19 protein-coding genes, 1 tRNA gene and 1 pseudogene are annotated in these 19686 nt (G+C 49.5%); 11 read left to right on the top strand and 10 right to left on the bottom strand.

The annotated features are described in order from the left end of the window. Positions 1-663: 663 nt before the first annotated feature. Positions 664-1521, bottom strand: coding sequence for a redoxin domain-containing protein (locus ABD892_RS17425; protein WP_345197238.1), 858 nt, complete (start codon positions 1519-1521; stop codon positions 664-666). 303 nt (positions 1522-1824) lie between these two features. Beyond that, positions 1825-2160, bottom strand: coding sequence for a hypothetical protein (locus ABD892_RS17420; RefSeq protein WP_345197236.1), 336 nt, complete (start codon positions 2158-2160; stop codon positions 1825-1827). 91 nt (positions 2161-2251) lie between these two features. Between ABD892_RS17420 and ABD892_RS17415 the strand changes: the two genes are divergently transcribed. After that, positions 2252-2515, top strand: coding sequence for a hypothetical protein (locus ABD892_RS17415; protein ID WP_345197235.1), 264 nt, complete (start codon positions 2252-2254; stop codon positions 2513-2515). 157 nt (positions 2516-2672) lie between these two features. After that, positions 2673-4502: pseudogene (locus ABD892_RS17410) on the top strand (DUF885 domain-containing protein). A gap of 423 nt (positions 4503-4925) precedes the next feature. Here ABD892_RS17410 and ABD892_RS17405 read toward each other — a convergent pair. The 3 genes from ABD892_RS17405 to ybaK form a co-directional block, all read right to left on the bottom strand. After that, positions 4926-5771 carry a hypothetical protein gene (locus tag ABD892_RS17405; RefSeq protein ID WP_345197234.1) on the bottom strand — a complete coding sequence of 282 codons (846 nt, stop codon included), beginning with the start codon at positions 5769-5771 and terminating at the stop codon, positions 4926-4928. Between the two features lie 36 nt (positions 5772-5807). Next, positions 5808-6386 (bottom strand): hemerythrin domain-containing protein, encoded by a 579-nt coding sequence (locus ABD892_RS17400; RefSeq protein ID WP_345197233.1) that lies wholly within the window; start codon positions 6384-6386, stop codon positions 5808-5810. A gap of 128 nt (positions 6387-6514) precedes the next feature. Then, the gene (ybaK, locus tag ABD892_RS17395) at positions 6515-6988 is read right to left on the bottom strand and encodes a Cys-tRNA(Pro) deacylase (RefSeq protein ID WP_345197232.1); all 474 of its coding nucleotides are present in this window, start codon (positions 6986-6988) and stop codon (positions 6515-6517) included. Positions 6989-7216: 228 nt separating this feature from the next. Between ybaK and ABD892_RS17390 the strand changes: the two genes are divergently transcribed. Continuing rightward, positions 7217-8155 (top strand): NmrA family NAD(P)-binding protein, encoded by a 939-nt coding sequence (locus ABD892_RS17390; RefSeq protein WP_345197231.1) that lies wholly within the window; start codon positions 7217-7219, stop codon positions 8153-8155. A gap of 79 nt (positions 8156-8234) precedes the next feature. Here the strand turns inward: ABD892_RS17390 and ABD892_RS17385 are convergent, their stop codons facing one another. The 3 genes from ABD892_RS17385 to ABD892_RS17375 all read right to left on the bottom strand — a co-directional run bounded on the left by ABD892_RS17385 (position 8235) and on the right by ABD892_RS17375 (position 9522). Next, positions 8235-8555, bottom strand: coding sequence for a heavy metal-binding domain-containing protein (locus ABD892_RS17385; protein WP_345197230.1), 321 nt, complete (start codon positions 8553-8555; stop codon positions 8235-8237). 118 nt (positions 8556-8673) lie between these two features. Beyond that, a complete protein-coding gene (locus tag ABD892_RS17380; RefSeq protein WP_345197229.1) occupies positions 8674-8994 on the bottom strand; it encodes an antibiotic biosynthesis monooxygenase family protein in 321 nt (106 codons plus the stop codon). A gap of 72 nt (positions 8995-9066) precedes the next feature. Continuing rightward, entirely contained in the window at positions 9067-9522 is a 456-nt protein-coding gene (locus ABD892_RS17375) for a c-type cytochrome (protein ID WP_345197228.1), read from the bottom strand. 226 nt (positions 9523-9748) lie between these two features. On the opposite strand from ABD892_RS17375, the gene ABD892_RS17370 reads away from it, so the two are divergent. Both ABD892_RS17370 and ABD892_RS17365 read left to right on the top strand, forming a co-directional pair. Beyond that, positions 9749-10645 carry a transporter substrate-binding domain-containing protein gene (locus ABD892_RS17370; RefSeq protein ID WP_345197227.1) on the top strand — a complete coding sequence of 299 codons (897 nt, stop codon included), beginning with the start codon at positions 9749-9751 and terminating at the stop codon, positions 10643-10645. Between the two features lie 152 nt (positions 10646-10797). After that, positions 10798-10874: transfer RNA gene (locus ABD892_RS17365), tRNA-Arg, on the top strand. A 100-nt stretch (positions 10875-10974) separates the two neighbouring features. Here ABD892_RS17365 and ABD892_RS17360 read toward each other — a convergent pair. Further along, positions 10975-11133, bottom strand: coding sequence for a hypothetical protein (locus tag ABD892_RS17360; protein ID WP_345197226.1), 159 nt, complete (start codon positions 11131-11133; stop codon positions 10975-10977). A gap of 638 nt (positions 11134-11771) precedes the next feature. Here ABD892_RS17360 and ABD892_RS17355 point away from each other — a divergent pair. The 4 genes from ABD892_RS17355 (at position 11772) to ABD892_RS17340 (ending at position 16519) form a co-directional block, all read left to right on the top strand. After that, the gene (locus ABD892_RS17355) at positions 11772-13184 is read left to right on the top strand and encodes a COG3014 family protein (protein ID WP_345197225.1); all 1413 of its coding nucleotides are present in this window, start codon (positions 11772-11774) and stop codon (positions 13182-13184) included. Positions 13185-13207: 23 nt separating this feature from the next. After that, the gene (gene lpoB / locus ABD892_RS17350; RefSeq protein WP_345197224.1) at positions 13208-13834 is read left to right on the top strand and encodes a penicillin-binding protein activator LpoB; all 627 of its coding nucleotides are present in this window, start codon (positions 13208-13210) and stop codon (positions 13832-13834) included. Between the two features lie 99 nt (positions 13835-13933). Further along, entirely contained in the window at positions 13934-15319 is a 1386-nt protein-coding gene (locus ABD892_RS17345; protein WP_345197223.1) for a DUF6844 domain-containing protein, read from the top strand. A gap of 21 nt (positions 15320-15340) precedes the next feature. Then, positions 15341-16519, top strand: a complete 1179-nt coding sequence (locus ABD892_RS17340; protein ID WP_345197222.1) for a hypothetical protein — start codon at positions 15341-15343, stop codon at positions 16517-16519. Positions 16520-17012: 493 nt separating this feature from the next. Here the strand turns inward: ABD892_RS17340 and ABD892_RS17335 are convergent, their stop codons facing one another. Next, positions 17013-17639, bottom strand: a complete 627-nt coding sequence (locus ABD892_RS17335) for a hypothetical protein (protein ID WP_345197221.1) — start codon at positions 17637-17639, stop codon at positions 17013-17015. Between the two features lie 226 nt (positions 17640-17865). Here ABD892_RS17335 and ABD892_RS17330 point away from each other — a divergent pair, with 226 nt between their 5' ends. Next, on the top strand, positions 17866-18417 hold the full coding sequence (locus ABD892_RS17330; protein WP_345197220.1) for a recombinase family protein: 552 nt from the start codon (positions 17866-17868) through the stop codon (positions 18415-18417). A 203-nt stretch (positions 18418-18620) separates the two neighbouring features. After that, entirely contained in the window at positions 18621-19313 is a 693-nt protein-coding gene (locus ABD892_RS17325; protein ID WP_345197219.1) for a GIY-YIG nuclease family protein, read from the top strand. Positions 19314-19686: the final 373 nt, after the last annotated feature.

Raw genomic sequence — 19686 nt, 5'->3', positions numbered from 1 at the left:
GTTTTGTGCAAAAACTGTACTCTGTTGCCAAAAGTACGGCCAGCTTGCTCACATTCCCAAGGTTAAGCGGGATTTAAGGAATACTGGTGAATTATTCGTCGTTACTGGATCATTTGCTCAAGGTAACCTTCTTTGTGCTCTTCTCTGCGCCCTGACTTGCCGATTCCTTATATCATGCTCTTGCCTGGCAATCTGGTATTCCTGCCTTAATGTTTCGCAATGGTACCTCCGACACCATGAATCAAACTCATCTAAATCCTTGCATACCAGATCCTTATGAATAATCCAGTCTTTAAGCGACACCACAACTCTATACAACCAGGGTTTTCTGTTCGCAATGGGCTCATTTGCTTCAACTGTCCATCTGTGGCGGAGTGCACTTATCCATGTCAGCGTTACTGTGCAAGGCTTAGATCTGGCACTAATTGAAATAGACATTATGTCCCTGTCTTTTCTGAAATCTCAGAATATTTTATAACCCGTGAATTACCTAATTTTAAAACAACCACTCTTTAATCATAGACATCAAACTTTAGCCAGCGTTCAGTATTCAATCACGATTATATATTGTGTTAATCCAGCAACTTATTATTGATTGAATATTTTGGCTATTTTAAGAACAGGTCTTTAGCTCCCTACCAGACCTGCTCATACCCTATATCGTCACTCAGACTTGAGGTTATCTGCATAACGCAGATAGTCATTCACCTTCACAACACCGGAGTACTTCTCCATAGCATCGGCATCACTCATCCCTGGCGGCACTATGCCGGGTCTTCCCGGTTGCCAGTCAACAGGGGTTGCCAACCCGGTCCGATCCGAGAACTGGATAGCATCCAATGTGCGTAGTATTTCATCCACATTGCGTCCCGTTGTCATGGGGTACGACATCATCAACCGTACACGCTTATCAGGCCCAATAATAAATACGGTGCGTACAGTCGCATTATCCTTGGCACTGCCCAGACCTTCCTTCTGGACGTCAGGATCACGGGATTCACCAAGATCACCGGGCAACATGTCGTACTGTCTGGCAATATCAATAACGTTGTCAAAACCCGGGCTGTTTCCGATAACCGCGAAAGGCAGGCGCTCGTCACTCTCCCGTCCAAGAAAACGATTGATGTCGCTGACCCAGCGGTTATGTTCATCAACCGTATTGATGCTTAATACATACAGGCTGGTTTTCCGGCGCTGAAAATCCCCGATACGCTTGGCCAATGCGCCAATCTCCGTGGTACAGACCGGTGTAAAATCCTGGGGATGGGAAAACAAAATACTGTAACGCCCTTCCAGCTGATCATGGAAATGGATTTCACCACTCGTGCTGTTTGCATAGAAATCCGGCGCCTCGCTACCGATATTCAACGCATATGCCGTGTTGTGCATAGTGATAGTGCATAACATCAAACTACTCAGAATACCTCCCTCGCGAAAGCCTTTGACGACACTTAACAACCGCTTCCAGCTCTCCCGATCACACTTCATCCGTTGATACAACGTATTCAGCCAGGTATTCATTCAGACACCTCCACCTGCGATACAAACTGAAGCCATTGCCGCAGGCCTGTGACAACGCTTCATTAAGGATGAGCCCTGCACAGGACCAGCCTTACCCAACGTACGCCCAAAAGCGTTGACCGAATATAGTTCACTGCTGAAAGCGTGTTTCCTTAGCGGTTAGACCATTTGAAAATATCAGGCTCAATAAATCGTATTCATTCATATCGATGTAATCTGTTGTTTATGCCTTTCCAGAAACACACAAACCTGCATAAAAAAACGCAGCATAGCTGCGTTTTTTTAACCGTTATCGAACCACTGTCAGGCGACGCTTTCCTTGCGTTCAGCCTTCAGTGCATCCGTCATCCGGTAAAGCTCCATAAACACATTGTGATATTGGTCATCACGGATGGTATTGGGAAAGTTGTCATAAGCCACTGCGTTGAACTGGGCATGTACCAGCACCCTCACTGTCTGGCGAGGCAAGCTGATACGCCACGGCAACCGTTTGACCGGTTTTCGCTTTGCTGTCCGACTGTAGGCGTAAGGAACAAACTCCCGTAATGCCTTCTCACTGCTGGCCCGAACAACCATCAGGTTCGGGTTTTCACTATGCTGCACGATACTTATAATACCGCTGCTGGTCAGTAGCCACATGATGCGTCCCTGCGTCACGTTTAAGGTTCAATTTCAGCTTAGGCGATAAACCGGAGAAATTCCGTACCCCTTATCCACAGGTCCGCTATCAATGATTTCCTACAGACACCCTGTCAGTCCTATTCTTACCACAGCCTTGGCAAGCGCATTGATAATCCTGCTCTCCGGCTGCACGCGTGATGAGTATGAACCCTACTATGACGCATGGAACAACAATCCGTTCGACTGCCTTCGCCTACCTTATTCGCAGCAAGAGGAATGTTTGAAAGCACAACGTATGCCTTATGACGACTATATGGAAGAAAGGGACAAACTGCTGGCTCCTTCCTCAAAAGACAACGAGAACAGCCATTGAATCGGGTGTTAGCGAAATCCCCCGAATACCCCTGCTCCGTTTGATGCGCATCAACGCCCTGTTGTAGTGACACTCCTAGAATCTGTCCGCCCCTTGCTTCATAGCAACGGTCTGTTTTGTCCTTCCATAACTACGCTTTACCAAGGACCCAACGTACATGTTCAAGAAGTCTCTACTCCCCCTCGCCATAGCTGCAGCCATCAGTGCGCCCCTTCTGCTCAGTGCCTGCAGTTCATCCACTGAAGAACCCGCTCAACTCACCACCGCTCAACAGTCTCAGGAAGCGCAGGTTGAAAAGCAATTCAGGACAACCGTGGATGACTATTTCAACAAGAACGTAGCCCTGAATCCGTTCACAGCGCCAATGCTTGGCATCTATACCTACAACGATCAGTTCGGTGATTACCTGAGCGACGATTACCTGGCTTCGCAAAAGCAACTTGAACAGACTTATCTTGATAAGGTTGAGCAACTGGATCGCGCCGCACTGCCCCACGACCTGAAGATCGCCTACGACCAGTTCATCTATGACCGAAAAATGGCTCTGCGCGGGTTCGAGTTCCCTTCCCAGTACCTGCCGTTCAACCAGTTCTACAGCCGCGCCAATACCTTTGCGGAATTGGGCACAGGCACTTATGCACAGCCCTTCAAAACCGTGAAGGATTATGAGGATTTCCTGACAAAATCCGATGGCTTCGCCGACTGGGTGGACCAGTCCATTCAGCGTATGCGCGAAGGCATGAAACACGACGTTGTCCTGCCCCAGGTTCTGGTAGATATGGTCATTCCACAACTGGAAGGCTACGTGACTGCTGAGCCCGAGAAGAGTGGTTTCTGGAAGCCCGTCAGCAACATGCCGGAAAGCTTCAATGCAGAAGACCGTGAACGCCTGTCAGTCGCTTACCGTGCAAAAATCACGCAGGTGATCAACCCTGCCTATACCCGTCTGGCTGACTTTCTGAAGCAGGAATACAAGCCAAGAACCACCGTCGCTTACGGTGAACTGCCCAACGGTGACGCGTGGTACCAGTATCTGGCGGATGTGAATACCACCAGCACACTTTCTGCCGAAGAAATCCATGAAATCGGTAAGAAAGAAGTGGCGCGTATACTGAGTGAAATGGAACAGGCCAAACAGGATTACGGCTTCAAGGGCTCTCTGAAGGAGTTCTTTACTTACCTCAAGGGAGACCAGTTCTACTGGAAGGATCCCAAGCAGCAGGTCGCCGATTACGAAGCCTACAAGGCACAGGTGGATGCCGTTCTGCCCAAGTACTTCCACCGCATGCCGAAAGCGGACTACGTGATCAAGCCTGTACCCAAGGCCACTGAAAACAGTGCCGGCGTCGGCTATTACAACGAAGGGACACCGGACGGCAGCCGTCCCGGTATGTTCTTCGTGAACACCGGCCGCGACTAACAGCTGCCCATGTGGAACAAGGAAACCCTGTTCCTGCACGAAGCTGCACCGGGCCACCACTTCCAGGTATCCATCAAGCAGGAACTGGAGAATGCGCCCAAGTTCCAGATCTACAGTGACTACACCGCCTACAGCGAAGGCTGGGGGGTTTACGCGGAATCACTGGGACGGATGATGGGACTGGAGAAAGATCCTCTCCAGTACTTCGGCAAGCTGAACGAAGAGATGCTGCGCGCCATGCGCCTGGTGGTGGATACCGGCCTGCACCATTACGGCTGGAGCCTTGAACAGGCTGAGCTGTATATGCGGGACAACTCCGCACTGGGTGACGGCGATATCCACACCGAAGTCCGTCGTTATGCGGCCATTGCCAGACAAGCTCTGTCCTACAAGATCGGTCAGCTGACCATCACCCGTCTCCGTGAAGGCTCCCAGCAGGCACTGGGCGACCAGTTCGATATCCGCTATTTCCACGATGAAGTACTGGACAGTGGCGCACTGCCCATGACCATCCTGGAAGCCAAGATTAACAACTGGACCCAGGAGCAGCTGAACAACCAGGGCTAAGTGACACCGGCAGCTTAATAACCCATAAAAAAACGCAGCCGTTAGGCTGCGTTTTGATACAGGCAGTAGCAGTAATGATACAAGCGGATCACTTTACAGGCTGTGCGGCCAATGCTTTGTTTGCTTCCGTGCCGCGTTTCCGTGTTGGTTTCCTACCGCAAAAAAGCAACCTACAAAGTGATCAGCTTGCTGCCCCTTGTTGTTATTGTTATGGGCCAGATAGAGCGGTGTTCTTATTATTTTTATTGTGACCTGACTATTACAGGTCTCGTGCCAGAATTTAAATACCCAATAAAATCAATAAGATAATAAAAAAACGCCTGATAAACAGGCCATGATAAGCACGTGATTTGTTACCGGCAATCACAACAGAGGTAACGTCTTTCAAAGAGCAGGTAACAGGCTCTTATGACAACCAGCACACTACTCCAGCACATCGACTTTCACTTGCACTTCATACACAGCATCCACCGTACTGTATCGCCGCACATTGAAACCGGACGTCCGCCCAGTTCCTTCCCGGCTGGTACTGCTCACGGTCAACCATTCACCGACCTTACCGGATACCTGCGTATCCACCTTTCGGCGGTCAAACGACTCACCATCGTGCCGAACGCTGTCATCCGCATGGTAGATATCCAGCACCACCTGTTCCCCCTGCACCCGGGCACTGGCATAAAAGCCCCGCTCCGCTGTCTTGTAATCGGTTTTGGTGCGGTAACGGCCATACTCATCAAACATATCCGTCCTGACCGGTAATTCACGCCCCACACTGATATAGGCGGGTAAACCTTCCGTTGCCCTGACAGTTTGTTCGCCCCGTCGTTTACTCTGGCTGGAACCGGTAGAAATCACGATACTTCCCTGCCCCTGGCCATCACTGCTGACAACACCATCCACACCGATGGTTCGCCCGGCCAGCGTCTTACCTCCCGGAGTACGCACCGTAATCATCAACTGGTGCGGCGGGCTATCCAGCTTGCTGACCAGCGCCTTGACGGCTTCGAACTCTTCGTCCGTCACCCTGAGCACAAGATTTTCACGGTAGGGCATCACGATACTGTCCTTCGACAGCAGCGGCTTGACCAACCTGGCCACTTCGTTGGAATCGGCACGAAACAGGCTGATATTCTGAATCTGACGCTCAGCCGCCACGGCAGCCTGAGCCAGGCAGACCGTCGCGAGTAAAACGAGTAGCAGCCGACGCATCATGGTTGACCATCTCCCTGTGCCTACATCCACACTATGCCTGATTGTCTCACTATACATTCAATCGTTCCTGCAGGTATCCATGACGGACAGGTTTCAGACAGGTTGTGGAATGTCCTTCTGGTCATCGACAATAAAATGGTACAGCTCTGCGTATTCATTCCGCAGTTGTTGCAAGCCCATTTCTCGCTGCTGATCATCCAGTTCCTTATCAATCATCGCGATATCCTCAGGCAACAGGCAGGTATCAATCCTCGGCAGGATAAACTGGTTTTCACATTCCAGGTGTTCCAGCTGCAGGTCGATGTAACGCAGGTAATCCTTCATCACGGTTTCTATCGGTACGACCTGATCATTGACAATGGCGTTGAAATCCGCATCCAGTTTTTGGGTCAGCGCTTCCAGGGTTTCATGCTGCGCCACTACCCGGTCAATGACATCCCTTAGCTCGGGATCCGTGCTGCGCGCATGCATTATCGAAAACACCCGGTCTTCCAGCGGATGATGGAATTTTTCAGGCCAGGTACGGATATAATCAAGGGCGTCCAGGATCACCGAGAGCTTTGGCGAGCGGCTCTCATCCTGGCTGTAATACGCCATTTCCTGATCCAATCGGTCGAGTAGGCATTTCAGATGCTTATGATCATTCGTGAGACGATCCAGCAGGCGTGACATGGCATTCTCCCATTGGCTAAGTGTTGTTATGTAGACCCAACCTCAGGGTTAACCACATGCGCAACGGGTGTATTGACCAGTATCATGGTACCAGCCAGATTCACAGAGCCCGATCCCTACCCACAGCTTTAGCGCGCAATCGCTGCCTTCACAGCCCGACAGATACCCATAAGGTCATTCGGCGCCAGTTCAATTTCCAGTCCGCGACGACCGGCGCTGACATAGATAGTTTCGAACTCTTGGGCGGTGCTGTCCAGCACTGTCGGCAGTCGTTTCTTCTGGCCCAGGGGGCTGATGCCCCCCACCACGTAACCGGTGGCACGCTCGGCATCTTTCGGGTTAGCCATATCGGCCTTCTTTGCATTCAACGCTTTGGCGCAGGCTTTCAGGTCCAGCTGCCGGGTAACCGGGACAATCGCCACGCTCAGCTGGCGGGCATCACCATTGAGTGACACCAACAGTGTTTTGAACACCCGGTTGCCTTCCAGACCCAGGGCTTCAGCCGCCTCGGTGCCGTAGGAAGCCACGGCCGGGTCATGGTCATACTGATGGATGTGATGAGTAATACCCTGCTTGCGGGCAACATTAATGGCTGGTGTCATGGAAATAGTGTCGTAGGATCATGCTGCAAAGCCTGCATCATAATCCTTTGGGGTAGTGGATCAATGTTGTGTCACTTTCTTCCTTGCTGGCATCAGGCGGAATCCGTTTCCCATTGCCGGCAAAGTATCCCGTCGGGACGATGGATTACATCCTGCCCTGCTATAGTTCCTGTCCTGGTTATAGGCTCATTCAGTGATTCAACATCAGATTGTTAAATGGGAAGTACCATGGTTTCTGTCTGCAAGCAGCGAGTCGCCGTGATTGGCGCCACGGGGCAGGTTGGACTGCCGTTAACCATCAACCTGCTGTTACAGGGGCATGAAGTCACGCTGCTGGCACGCGCCCGGAACCGACTCAAAAACGACAAGTTGCAGATACTGCTGCAATACGGCGCGCACCTGACAGAACTTTCGGATATGTCAGACGTCACCGCGATGGCAAACGCCTTGTCCGGGATTGAGACCCTGATCTGTGCAGTACCCGGTTCAAAAGCGATCATCACACAATCCGAACCGCTATGGCTGGAAGCCGCTATTGCGGCGGGTGTCAAACGCTTCGTCCCCTCAGAGTTTGGCGCTCACACCCGTGCGATCCAGATGGGTGAAGGGGAAGTGTTTGATAACAAGAAGCGCCTGCACGACAAACTGTTCAACGCAGACATCGGCTGGACATTGTTTTATAACGGCGGCATATTCGATTATTTCCTGCCCAATCTCCGTTTTTTCCCGAAGATCACAACATTCGGCGATCTCGACATCCCCATTTGCACCCATCATATTCAAGACATCGGGCGTTTGGCCGCACTGGCCTTTACCGATGAGCGTACCCTGAACCACTGTGTACAGGTGGATTTCAACATGCTGTCTCAAAACCGGATGCTGGAGATTCTCAAAAGCGCGTTTCCCGCATACCCCTTTGAATACCAGCACTACTCAACAGATTACATCATCGAAGCGCGCGCCAGTGCCGGCAATGCTGTCAGCGCCAAGAAAGGCGCAGAAACCGATCTCGAACGCTGGGGCATAAACTATGTCGTCTATGTGCTGGGCCTGCTGACAGCCTTTACTGATGAAACCCTGCGCGCCAGCGAACTCTATCCCGATTTCAGGGTGATACAGACACCTGAGCAGGCATTGCACGATCCAAGGTTTGTCTTTGAATGGTGAATGCCGGCGCGAAATCATCTACAGGAAACGAACCATTCAAGCGGAAAGGCAGGATACGCGGAATCAGTGTCCTGCCCACTTACTCCAGAGAAACCGCCGTACCGCTGACACTGACCATCAGCATACTTCCCTGCTCACCGACCACTTCGTAGTCAAGATCAATCCCCACCACCCCGTCTGCACCGAGCGCACGGGCATTGTCTTCCAGTTCAGAAAACGCCACCTGTCGTGCCTTGGCCAGCTCTTTCTCGTAGGCACCGGAGCGACCACCGATAATATCGCGCAACCCGGCAAACAGATCCTTGAACAGATTCGCTCCCATGATCGCTTCTCCCACGACGATTCCCCTGTAGTGGGTAATGGTACGGCCCTGTACCGTCGGCGTTGTCGTCATCAGCATCAGAAACCTCCCGGGACATCGTCCCATTGACCGCTGATAACTATTGTCTGTCATGTCGGGTCTCGCCAGTTATGAGCAACAAAGATTCAAAATATCACGCTGCCACATAGACGACGTTTCACGACAAAACGTACTCCCGCTCAACCCGACAGATGCGGACACGGTAGTCGCTATACCATAGTTGTTTACCCCGTCGCTGCGCCTCCTGATGATCCACATTCGCTTTCCAGGCACGGATGGCGGCAAGATCCTGCCAGTAAGAAACCGTGATACCCAACCCATCGCGAGCGGACTCCACACCCAGGAATCCTGGCTGTTCCTGCGCCAGTTCCAGCATGCGCATAGCCATAGCGTTATAACCGGCATCTTCCTCTATCCGCCGTGAGGTAAAGATCACCGCGTAATAGGGTAGCTCCGGTGTGTCAGCAATGATTGTCATTATTTTCAGCTTCCAGAAACAGAAAAGGCCGCCAAACGGCAGCCTTTCAGGACGAGTATTACCTGAACCGGATCAGGGCTTCAAGCCACTCATGTATTCAATGGCACCACTGATTTCATCACTGGAACAATCGCCACAGGTACCGTTAGCCGGCATGGAACGGATACCGTTGATCGCATTATTCAGGATAGCCTGGTAGGAACCGGCATCAGCCAGCCGCTTGTCCCAGGTGGCCTTGTCGCCTTTCCTGGGTGCGCCCAGTACGCCGGCGGTATGGCAGGCGGTACAGTAGGTATTGTAAACCTGCTCACCACTGCGCGGACCGGATGCAACGGCTGCCGCACCACCACCGGCAGCGCATTCTTCACCCGCCACACAGAGGCTTCCCACGGCTTTGATCCGGTCTGCGATTTCACTGCGGGTGACTTCATCCAGATCCCCGGCAGGCTTGGCCATGACCAGTCCGGCAAACAGTCCCCCCAGCAGTACTGCAGCCTGTACAGCGCGCATCTTTTTGAAGTATGCCACTAGTCGTTCCTCATCATCTGACGCTTGAGCTCCACCCGACGATTATCGTTATGAAATTGTGTCACACCGGGCTGGCCTGAATTGTTATAGCAGCCGCGATTATACGTCAAACCTGCGGCCAGCAACAATTCCGATTAACTGTCAATTCCGGCATACACTGGCGAACCGCGGCGATTACACCTACGCTGGCAGCGGCTTTCATCCAGACAAGCAACGGAGTACGACCGTGCGCTACTTGCTTACCCTACTGCTAGGTGTATTGTTTTCCTGGTCACTTTCAGCATTCGCCACCACACCGGTAACCAGCCCGGCAACGTCCCTTAAACCCCTGCGGGTCGGCAGTGCTGGCGACTATCCCCCGCTGACGCTGCAGAAACCTGACGGCACCTGGGAAGGCTTCGCCATTGATATGGCGCGTAACCTGGCCAAACACCTGGGCCGAGAACTGGAGCTGGTCAAAACCAGCTGGCCGACACTGCATGCCGACCTTTCCGCTGGCAAGTTCGACCTGGCCATGGGCGGCATTTCCTTCACAGAGGGACGCAGTCAACAGTTCCTGATGAGTGAGACGGTATTTGAAGATGGCAAAGTCGCCCTGACCAACTGCCAGCTCCATCCCTACCTGTACTTCTATTCCGCAGCCGACCTGCTGACTTTACTGAATCAGCCCTTGGCCTGTGGCTCCCCATTATTGATGGACACCGTGCTGACGCCCAAGCAGCAATACTGGATGGGCGTGAAATGCGGCGGCACCAAACCGCCGGATAATGTACCGTTCGAGTTCCTGCACCCACCGGTACAGGTGGTGGAAAACCCAGGTGGCACCAACGAGCTGCTGGCCAAACAATGGCTTCCGAAAGCAGCCATCACCATCGCCCATGACAATGTGGAACCTTTCCGCACCCTGGTGGAACTGAAGGCGCATGTAATGATTACGGATCGGGTGGAAGCCCTGTATAAAAGCCGGGTCATGCCGGAACTGTGCGTGATTAACCCTGACGCCCCCTTCAACCGAAGCCCCAAGGTGTATATGACGCGCAAAGAGAGCAAGGCACTGATGCAAGAGGTTAACGAATGGCTGGAACAGGTGGATAAAGCCTCAATCCAGAGCCGCTGGTTCTGATTCAGACCATCGACTCCGTTACGCTGCCACCGACGCCCGCACCATGACACCGATTAGGGAGAAATCAGCAAAAAAGCATGGACTTGGCTATACGTCCTGAGTATTATGGGCGCCGCTGGCAGCGGTCAAAAACCCTGTCTGCAATGGCGTTTGCACCCTTAGCTCAGCTGGATAGAGCGCTGCCCTCCGGAGGCAGAGGTCAGAGGTTCGAATCCTCTAGGGTGCGCCATAAAAAATCAATGACTTATCCTATTTTTTTCCCGCTAACAAACCTGTTCCATTTCACTATTTGCTACGCCTTTGCTACACCACAGATCAATAAAACCGGTTTAATCTTCATCGTCTTTCCGCGCCAGAAAACACCTGACTTTTTCTAGCAACCCGAATATCCCACCAGCGAACCGATCACGCACAACCAACTGATCCCGTTCAGCCTCCTGTTCCAGCCTGCTGTGCTCTTTGTAGGCGGAGCAAGGGATGATATGCATGGGTCTTCCAAGACACCCACCATCCATATCGCGCCGCAAATTGATGAACCTGCGAATTTTTGGGGACAATAACTTTAGCTCATCAGACATACTCAAGCACCCATACGAAATTCTGTCGACACCGCTATAACCGACACCAACCCGCTTCAGCATGGAAAAATTGCATTACCATTACAGGCCGTCATTTCGACTCTCATAGAAATTATTCAGATCAAAACATACAACCGATACCGTTCCATCCTAAAACAGCGAGACTTCATAATACAAAAGAACTCTCGAATTTGAGCAAGCCCACACTTGCCCATGAGCCAGCACCATGCTCGGCTCCATAGACTGCACCGACTTCAAGAACTAGATCTTCGAGATGCTTTTCCAGAAGAATTAGTATCATACCCTCTATAAAGGGCGGGCTCTTCCTTCACAGTAGAAGAGCGTTGTTTTGTTATGATTCCATCAAACAATAAAAGAAAAGCGTTAGTCACTACGTAAATAATATTGCAACCTGCTAGTCATACAGCCTCAGAACAGTTCAGTAAAATTTCATATTTCCTTCTGATGACGGTCAATAAATAATGCGCCAGTTTCGTTATCATTTGTAACTCATCATTCCGTACGTTGGTCTCAAAAGCGTAAAAAATATGAAATTCAACAGCTTGGCTAAACCGCTGTCACTGATAGCGCTGTCAACTTTGTTTACGGGTTGTGCATCTGTGATGCAGAGCAACCAATTTGATGGTTTTGAAGAAAAGTTGCAGCAAGGGGCAATCAACGAAGCCTCAAGCTATGCAATTGAGCAGGCCGACATTGATCCTGAGACTGGCCACGCAACGGATCTTTTGTGGGCTCTGCAGGCGGGTAATATGATGCGTTACCAAAAAGCCTACACCCAGAGCAACCAGTATTTTGATGATGCCGAAATCATTATCAAGAAGGAAAATGGAGAGGGACTTGCAAAGGATGCAGCTGAGACTACAGGTAGCTTGCTGGTCAATGATGCTGCCCTTGATTACGAGCCGACAGTTTATGACGGCATCATGGCTAATACTTATAAAGCACTGAATTTCATGAAAGAGGGTGCGGTTCAAGATGCTCGTATTGAATGGAACCGTGTCGATGAGCGTCAGCGCCGTTCAGCAGAATATTTTGCCGAAGAGATCAGCGAGTTACGAGCTGAACAGGAGCAAGAGCTGGAAAATGGCAAAAAAGGTGACACTACCGCGAAGCGCGTAGAACAAAGCCTACAGAAGTCTGATGCCATCCTGAAAGAGCAGGGCATCGACATGGCGCAATGGGCACCGTACAAAAATTATGTCAACCCTTTCAGCACTTACATGCATGGCCTCTTTTTCATGCTCAATGCTCAGGGTAGCAGTGACTATAACAAAGCCTATGACAGCATGAAACGTGCCTACGGCCTGACGAATAATGCAGCTGTCAAAACAGACATGAATATGGCTCGTAGCCTAGCTCAAGGCACAAGCATAAACCGTTTCAAATCTACAGTCTGGGTAGTGTTTGAAAATGGGCTTTCCGTTAAAAAAGAAGAATTCCGAATTGATCTTCCTGTCTTCTTATTGGACAACAACGTAAAGTACACTGGCATTGCTCTACCCAAGCTAGTCGAGCGTAATGCGGCCTATCCAGCCCTTCAGATTGGAACGTTCAAGACCAATTCACTGGCGGACATGGACAAGATTATTAAGGCAGAGTTCAAGGAAAGATTTCCTTACATTCTGGCCAAAGAACTTGGCCGAGCAACGCTCAAAACCGTGATGCAAAAACAAATCAATGATCAGAATCCAATGGCTGGACTCGTGGCCTCTGCTTATCAGCTAGCGAGTACATCTGCTGATATCCGTATGTGGTCTTCACTGCCGAAGGAATTTCAGCTGGCCAGACTGCCGAAAACGGCCGACTCACTGGTCATCAAGGCAGAAGGTATGGCAGTTCCTGTTGAGGTAGAGCTAGGCAAGAATAGTCGATTCGATATCGTTTATGTCAAGGCCTTTAGTGCCAGCCAAGCGCCGGAAGTCAAGGTTATTTCAATTTAATAATTAACAGGGTTAGCTTCAATATGTTTAACAAAACAGGGAAATTAGCTGTCGTCGCCATGACAGTATCATTGGCATTACTGGGTGGATGCGCGACAGGCACATACTATGTCGACCAAAATACGGACTCAGTCGCGGTCATGACTCTGGATTATAAAGATTTCGAAAAAGCCGCCAGTAGTGCTGTCGATGATATGAACGCATCTCCTTTGCTGATTCATCCGAAGGCAGCGCAAGGGGCTCGCTACGTTGTTGCCGTTTCCAGCATCCTGAATGATACAACGCAGCGCATTGATACTGATCAGCTGGCAAAGAAAGTACGTGTTAGCCTGCTGCAGTCCGGCAAGTTCATCACGACTACGGCTATTGGAGCTAATGGAGCAGAGGATAAGATGACTGCCCAGGTCAGAGAGCTGCAGAACTCAAAGCTGATGAACCAGAAGACAGTCAAGAAGAACGGCACTGTCATTGCGCCTGACTTTAGCCTCAGCGGTAAGATCATTCAGCGTAATCACAGCGTAGATAGTCGTACACAGCAGGTGGATTACTATTTCCAGCTAACTCTGACAAATCTCGAAAATGGACTGGCCTACTGGGAAGGCGAGTATCCCATTATTAAGCGTGGTAATAACAAAACCGTCACTTGGTAAATCGCTTCTAATGTCAGCCACCTGTCACTTTTAGACTGGCGGCTGACTCGAATCGAGTGTTCTAAAGGTCATCAAAAATAAAGGGCGCTTACCCTGATCATGAAAAAGACGTTCATTTTATTGCTGGCGGCATTCACGCCATGGCTAAATGGTGCTTCTTACGCACAAGAGGCAGAAAATCCGGTTCCATCGCAGACCCTGGAAGAGGTCAAGGCCGCCAGTGAGAAACGCGTTAGTAATGCGGTAGACGATGTCAATACTAGAGCTCAGGAATACGTTCTGCGAAAAAAAGGACAATTACGCAAGCAGGGACGTTCGAATGAAGTTTTCGTTTCCTATGGAGCCGCACGCGTTAATGCGAAAGGAGCTTCTCCGGACTGGGGAGACTCTCGCATTATTGCATATCAACGCGCTCAAATGGATGCCAGAGAAAAGCTTCTGAAAACGCTGTACTCAGAAGTCACCAGTGAGATCGTGAAAGACTCTTTCAAAACGAACAAACTTCCCAAATTCGAGCCCGAAGAGCTGCAAAGTCAGAGCAAATTGGAAAGCCTTCTGGACAAACTGACCGCTTTGGCGGATGCCACGCTAGATGAGAAGCTGTCGGAAAAAGGCATAGACCCGGCAGAATACAATGCTGCGCCGCCAGAAAAACGTAAAATCATGATGAAAAAAGCGTTCAGTAAAACGACTGAACGTTTATCCCGCGGTGATTTGAGCGGCACTTTGGTAACCAGAACATTTGAAACCACTGATGAAAATGGATATACCGCCGTTGCTGTCGTCATCCAAACATCAGTCAAGATGAAAAATCTTTTATCTGAACTTCGTGTCAGCAAGGGTGCCATTGAGCCGAATCCAAATAAAAAGCGTAAAAGCATTGATGATTTTCTCATCGAGAATCGAAAGAACCTGATGTACGAATATGGCTTGAAGCTCATGTATGACGAGCAGGGTTACCCGATCCTTCTGTCTTTTGCTCAGGCAGGAAATGACTGTAACCCGGTTGATTACGAGGAGTGTGTTGATAACCGGGAATTCGCATACATTGAAGCGGAAAATGATGCGTTTGCCCATATTGCGGAAGCTTATAACCTTTCAGGTCTGTCAAAAACCTCTACAAGCAAGGGAGAGGAACAATCTAAAGAGGCCCGTGTGACACAAACTGCAGAAGGTGAGGAAACGATCCAAGAAACAGTCTCTCGGGTGATCAAAGAAACTCGAGCTATGGCCAAGATGACATCCAGTGTGAAAAATCTTGTAGGCATTGAAGAAGCCATGCGTTGGTCAGAAAAGCATCCTGTGACCGGTCGTGAAATCAACGGATTAGTGCTGGCCTGGCACCCACTGAAAGAGCAGGCTATCCGTACTTTCAAGGCGGGCAAAATACCTAGCAATAGCTCAACGTCTGAAGGTGCAGTGTTCGACAATGGCTCCGGCAGTTCAACCTCCAGCATGGAGTTGATGGACGACAGTGACTTTTAAAAGACAAGGGAGTTCAGGCTGATGAGATGGCTAAACAGTATTATGGCCATGTTGCTGTTGAGTGCGCCCTTCGCAATGGCGGCAACGGTTGAAGTTGATGTGACTGGACGCGGATTATCGGAAGCTGTGGCAGTTGAACAAGGCTTAATTGAAGCAATCAGGCAAGTAAACGGCACTGATATCAACAGCGTACAATCAACTCTGCGCCAACAGTCACGCACCAATGGAGAAAAAGAAACTCATGTCGAATCTGTTCAGGGCTCACTGCTGAAAGCGAAGGGCCTGATTGCTGGATACGATATTAATGACAGCCAGTGTAGTGAAGCGGGTTGTGAGGTCAGATTGTCGGTCCGAGTACATCAGTATAAGGCGGCAGGTATGGCTGCAACGAATCGTCGTAAGCTGGCAGTTTTGCCATTTAAGGGTAGTAATGCCAGGTTTAACCAGCGCGTCACAGAGCAACTACAGGAACAACTGGTCCAGAGTCGGCGGTTTGCCATTCTAGACCGGACGCATGAGCGCGAGTTTAATGCGGAGAAGTCACTCTGGGCCAGCGAAAATACGCCAGTAGCAGAAAAGTCACGGCTGGGACAAGTGCTAGGACTAGATTACATGATTGTCGGAACAGTCAAGGATGCTAGTGTCCGTCGTTGGACCGAAACTGTAAGCCTGACCGGGGAGTCACGTCAGCATGCGCGTACCCGAGCAGAGGTCCGCTATGAGATAATCGAAGTAGCAACTCGGCAGGTCAAATGGTCTGATACCGTCAAGATGGAACAAAATGGCTCTTCCTTGGATCAGACTGCAGTTCTGGTCGCCAAGAAAGTTTCTGAGCAAGCTCTGGATAACATATTTCCTCTCAGGGTTGTCGCTGTCAGCAACGGTAGCGTTATCCTGAATCAAGGAGGAAAAACAATGAAACAAGGAGATCGTTTCAGTATTTATTCATTGGGTGAAAAGCTGATTGATCCTTATACAAATGAAGTATTGGGTCGTACAGAGACAAAAATCGCCACAGTTCGTGTAGTATCAGTCTCAGCTAAAATGGCTTATGCGGAAATTGTCAGTGGTAGTATTGATGATATTCGAGTGAAGCAAATAGCTCGCAAGCTTCCCCCGCTCAAGAATACACGGAAAGTAGAAAGTGCTCCGAAGAAAGAGTCAGAGCAATTACCAGAAGAAGGGGGGGTTTTTCTTTAGAGCCTATTGATCAAATAGCTCTATAAAAGCCCAACAATTATGGTGTTGCAGTTCGGTATTTTCATGAAAAACTGATAAACATCCGATGTTAATCTACCACTACAGTGCAAGAATGATTCATTGGAAATTCAGGGATATGCCGAACCTGCAAGATCATTAGCAGTCAACATCTCCAGTTCACTTCTGGAAGACGTCATTGGCGAGTAATCTGGCAAAGATAAGCTGATGCCCCTATTCGCTACAGACAACATCTGACGAGCCCTTAAACCCGATAATGATGTGAACGTATAACCGAGGTTGAGACAGCTTCGGGGGTTAATCTAGCGAATCACTGACAGGCATATAACAAACTCAATGAAGTAGAAAGACAATATGAGCAAGGAGCAGGATAACTGGTCCGAGTGTTAGACCCAGATGTTTAATTCCTATCAAATAAAAAATCGTAATGGTAGAGCTGCCTTAATGAATCAAACAGAGAGATGTATACTCTTTATCAATCATGCATCGGCTGAATTGATTGCAATTGCAAAACCATTGTCACCCGCCAGACGATAGGAGCGATGGCTCGTTGATGTTGATCGACATAACGAGCAAATGTACTTTTATGCATACCCTTCGGGCGTAGCAGATCATCTGTAAGTGCCCCACTCAGATTAACTCCGCCTACTTTTTCCTTTACTTTCCTTGCACTATTCAGCGCCCTGTCAATATGCCCCATACGCTGGGCTTTGTAATCATAGCCGTAGAACGTACGATGCCCGAATCCACGATCCCCCATCACCAATACACCCACCCGTTTTTCCGTGAAAGGACAAAAGAAATATGGCCGCCGAGCTTTGCCATTCAGGACATCAACAAATTCAACGCCAATTACCTGGTTATGTTCGGTACGCACCTTGTCGGAACCTATGGTTGCCCAGGTGATGGAAACACATAACGGCCAGCCGAAATAATTCTCGCGGCATTGAAAAAGGAAGCTACCACCACGACGATTTTTCAGTACCGTTCTACTGCCCGGTTCTAGCAGACCTTTATGGTATAAATTACAGACATTGAGATTGATACAGTCTTCAACACTCGGCTTACCACTTCCAGGCCTGCCACTGAGATATCCGCCCATTCCTTGCGCACCTCCTGTTTTAACCTAAATCCCTATGGAAAATTCTACTTATCAATGCGTAAACAATAACCCTGTCCAACTGAGTACACCTGCTTTACACGATTTAATGGTTCGGTAAGTCATTGATTCTCGGTGTCAAAAAATGTCATGAAACAATTTTTTTACGCGCTGTCTAACGAACTTAAGACCTTATTTTACACACATACGATGATGAAGAGGGGGTTCAATGACAGGACAGAATGTCGGATATATCAGAGTCAGTAGCCTTGACCAGAACACGGAACGCCAGCTTGACGGAACAACGCTGGATGTACGCTTCGAAGAATATTGCAGCGGCAAGGATACCAAGCGTCCCCAGTTGCAGGCATGCCTGAACCATCTTCGCAGTGGCGACACGCTTCATGTTCACTCCATTGATCGATTGGCCCGTAATCTGAAAGACCTGCAATCCCTGGTCGAAGACCTGACAGAGCGCGGCGTCACTATTCAGTTTCATAAGGAGAGTCTGACCTTCACCGGATCAGACAACCCCATGCAACGGCTTATGTTGCAGATGATGGGGGCTTTCGCAGAATTTGAACGTAGTATGATTCGGGAACGGCAAAGGGAAGGTATTGCTGCCGCAAGGAAGCGTGGCAAAAAGATTGGTGCCAATCCTAAACTCTCAAAGCAGCAGATCGCCGCCGTGAAAAAGCGGATCAAGGCTGGTGAGTCCAAGAAGGCACTTGCGATAGAGTACGGAGTAAGCCGTCAGACAATTTATAATGTGATCAGCTAACCGTAAACGCTCAATGAGCACTATCTATCATAGCGTTTTTGATCCTGATCAAACTCCTCCAGCGCTTACTTTGTCATAGCGTATTAGCCGAGTTATTGGCACGCTGCAAAATATCTTCGTCATGTGCAGATGGTTTCGTTGTTTGACGAGAAGATAAAATGCTTTTCGCAATATTGCCGTAATATCGCGCCAGCCAGGACGTGATGCAGTCATTCGAGAACATTTTTATTATGCCGCCTAATCTCTTGACAGTTAGCTTGATCAACAAACTCACAGCTGCCCAAGTAAGAAACGCCTCGTTCGTTATTTACGCCCATCAGTGTGACGGTGGTGTCTACGTTGGATTCTGCAATGATGTTGTTACTCGCTGGAATACCCATTTCAGTGATGCGTTCAACGTAAAATCGCGGGAGTATCAATCCCCCTTTCGCTGTGCCATTCGTAAATACGATCACTTTCGACATTTTATCATCGCTGTAGCCAACACCGAGGAAGAAGCACGTCAGATTGAAGCCGAAGCAATTCGAGAGTATGGGACACTAAACGTCCGAAATGAAGAAAGGTGTCTGACTGGCCGTACTTGCGAATTTGGTCCACTTAGCCGAGTCAATGACCAGATGGACATACGCAGCAAGCGTAATATAAATAACGAGAGCCGGAGTGATGATGATCGACAGTTAGCGCTGGCCAAAATAGTGTTTCACCATGGTCGAAAAAGGCTCCTTTCCATCAAGAATGAATTCTTTCCGGCAGGTCTTCGGGTCGAATGCCCTAGGCCCGCTCGAGATCCGTTTGACGAGGGCGACATCGTTAGTTTTCTGGCTGCATTATCTGAGCGTAAGGGTAAGCAGTATCTTGTTACCAGCAAACAAGTGCGTTTTGAAAAAGTTGGTTAGCTATACCAGTTAAGCTTGATCTGATAGTCGCCGCTTTTCCATAAGGTATCTGTCAGATCAAGTTCAGACTATACCCGTTTCATAAAAACTGCGTTCCATTGATGTTCACCGGGCGTTTACAGCCAACATCAGACCGGAAAACGGCTATAAAAAACTCATTTCCCCCAAGGGTTATAAACAACGTATTTTGCTACCAGAAAGCCTTTTCTGGTCAGCTACTGAATCTGCCAGCACCACATCACGACAAACGGATCAGCACCGTAGCACTTGATACAACGTCCATCCACAATCTGTTGTCAGCACCGATTTAAAATGTCCACTTTCCACCGATTGGATTTGACCTCCCGATTAACCCTTTCATGGCCGATATTTC

Origin of the sequence: Kistimonas scapharcae (assembly GCF_039540975.1) — a bacterium.
In the GTDB taxonomy this organism is placed as follows: Bacteria; Pseudomonadota; Gammaproteobacteria; order Pseudomonadales; family Endozoicomonadaceae; genus Kistimonas; species Kistimonas scapharcae.
This window is presented reverse-complemented; position numbering and strand designations above follow the sequence as displayed.

What these genes read in the sequence shown, in the direction of transcription:
- ABD892_RS17425 (WP_345197238.1), bottom strand. Translation starts at nt 1,521, where the DNA reads ATGAATACCTGGCTGAATACGTTGTATCAACGGATGAAGTGTGATCGG.
- ABD892_RS17420 (WP_345197236.1), bottom strand. Translation starts at nt 2,160, where the DNA reads ATGTGGCTACTGACCAGCAGCGGTATTATAAGTATCGTGCAGCATAGT.
- ABD892_RS17415 (WP_345197235.1), top strand. Translation starts at nt 2,252, where the DNA reads ATGATTTCCTACAGACACCCTGTCAGTCCTATTCTTACCACAGCCTTG.
- ABD892_RS17405 (WP_345197234.1), bottom strand. Translation starts at nt 5,771, where the DNA reads ATGTATAGTGAGACAATCAGGCATAGTGTGGATGTAGGCACAGGGAGA.
- ABD892_RS17400 (WP_345197233.1), bottom strand. Translation starts at nt 6,386, where the DNA reads ATGTCACGCCTGCTGGATCGTCTCACGAATGATCATAAGCATCTGAAA.
- ybaK (WP_345197232.1), bottom strand. Translation starts at nt 6,988, where the DNA reads ATGACACCAGCCATTAATGTTGCCCGCAAGCAGGGTATTACTCATCAC.
- ABD892_RS17390 (WP_345197231.1), top strand. Translation starts at nt 7,217, where the DNA reads ATGGTTTCTGTCTGCAAGCAGCGAGTCGCCGTGATTGGCGCCACGGGG.
- ABD892_RS17385 (WP_345197230.1), bottom strand. Translation starts at nt 8,555, where the DNA reads ATGCTGATGACGACAACGCCGACGGTACAGGGCCGTACCATTACCCAC.
- ABD892_RS17380 (WP_345197229.1), bottom strand. Translation starts at nt 8,994, where the DNA reads ATGACAATCATTGCTGACACACCGGAGCTACCCTATTACGCGGTGATC.
- ABD892_RS17360 (WP_345197226.1), bottom strand. Translation starts at nt 11,133, where the DNA reads ATGCATATCATCCCTTGCTCCGCCTACAAAGAGCACAGCAGGCTGGAA.
- ABD892_RS17355 (WP_345197225.1), top strand. Translation starts at nt 11,772, where the DNA reads ATGAAATTCAACAGCTTGGCTAAACCGCTGTCACTGATAGCGCTGTCA.
- lpoB (WP_345197224.1), top strand. Translation starts at nt 13,208, where the DNA reads ATGTTTAACAAAACAGGGAAATTAGCTGTCGTCGCCATGACAGTATCA.
- ABD892_RS17345 (WP_345197223.1), top strand. Translation starts at nt 13,934, where the DNA reads ATGAAAAAGACGTTCATTTTATTGCTGGCGGCATTCACGCCATGGCTA.
- ABD892_RS17340 (WP_345197222.1), top strand. Translation starts at nt 15,341, where the DNA reads ATGAGATGGCTAAACAGTATTATGGCCATGTTGCTGTTGAGTGCGCCC.
- ABD892_RS17335 (WP_345197221.1), bottom strand. Translation starts at nt 17,639, where the DNA reads ATGGGCGGATATCTCAGTGGCAGGCCTGGAAGTGGTAAGCCGAGTGTT.
- ABD892_RS17330 (WP_345197220.1), top strand. Translation starts at nt 17,866, where the DNA reads ATGACAGGACAGAATGTCGGATATATCAGAGTCAGTAGCCTTGACCAG.
- ABD892_RS17325 (WP_345197219.1), top strand. Translation starts at nt 18,621, where the DNA reads ATGCAGTCATTCGAGAACATTTTTATTATGCCGCCTAATCTCTTGACA.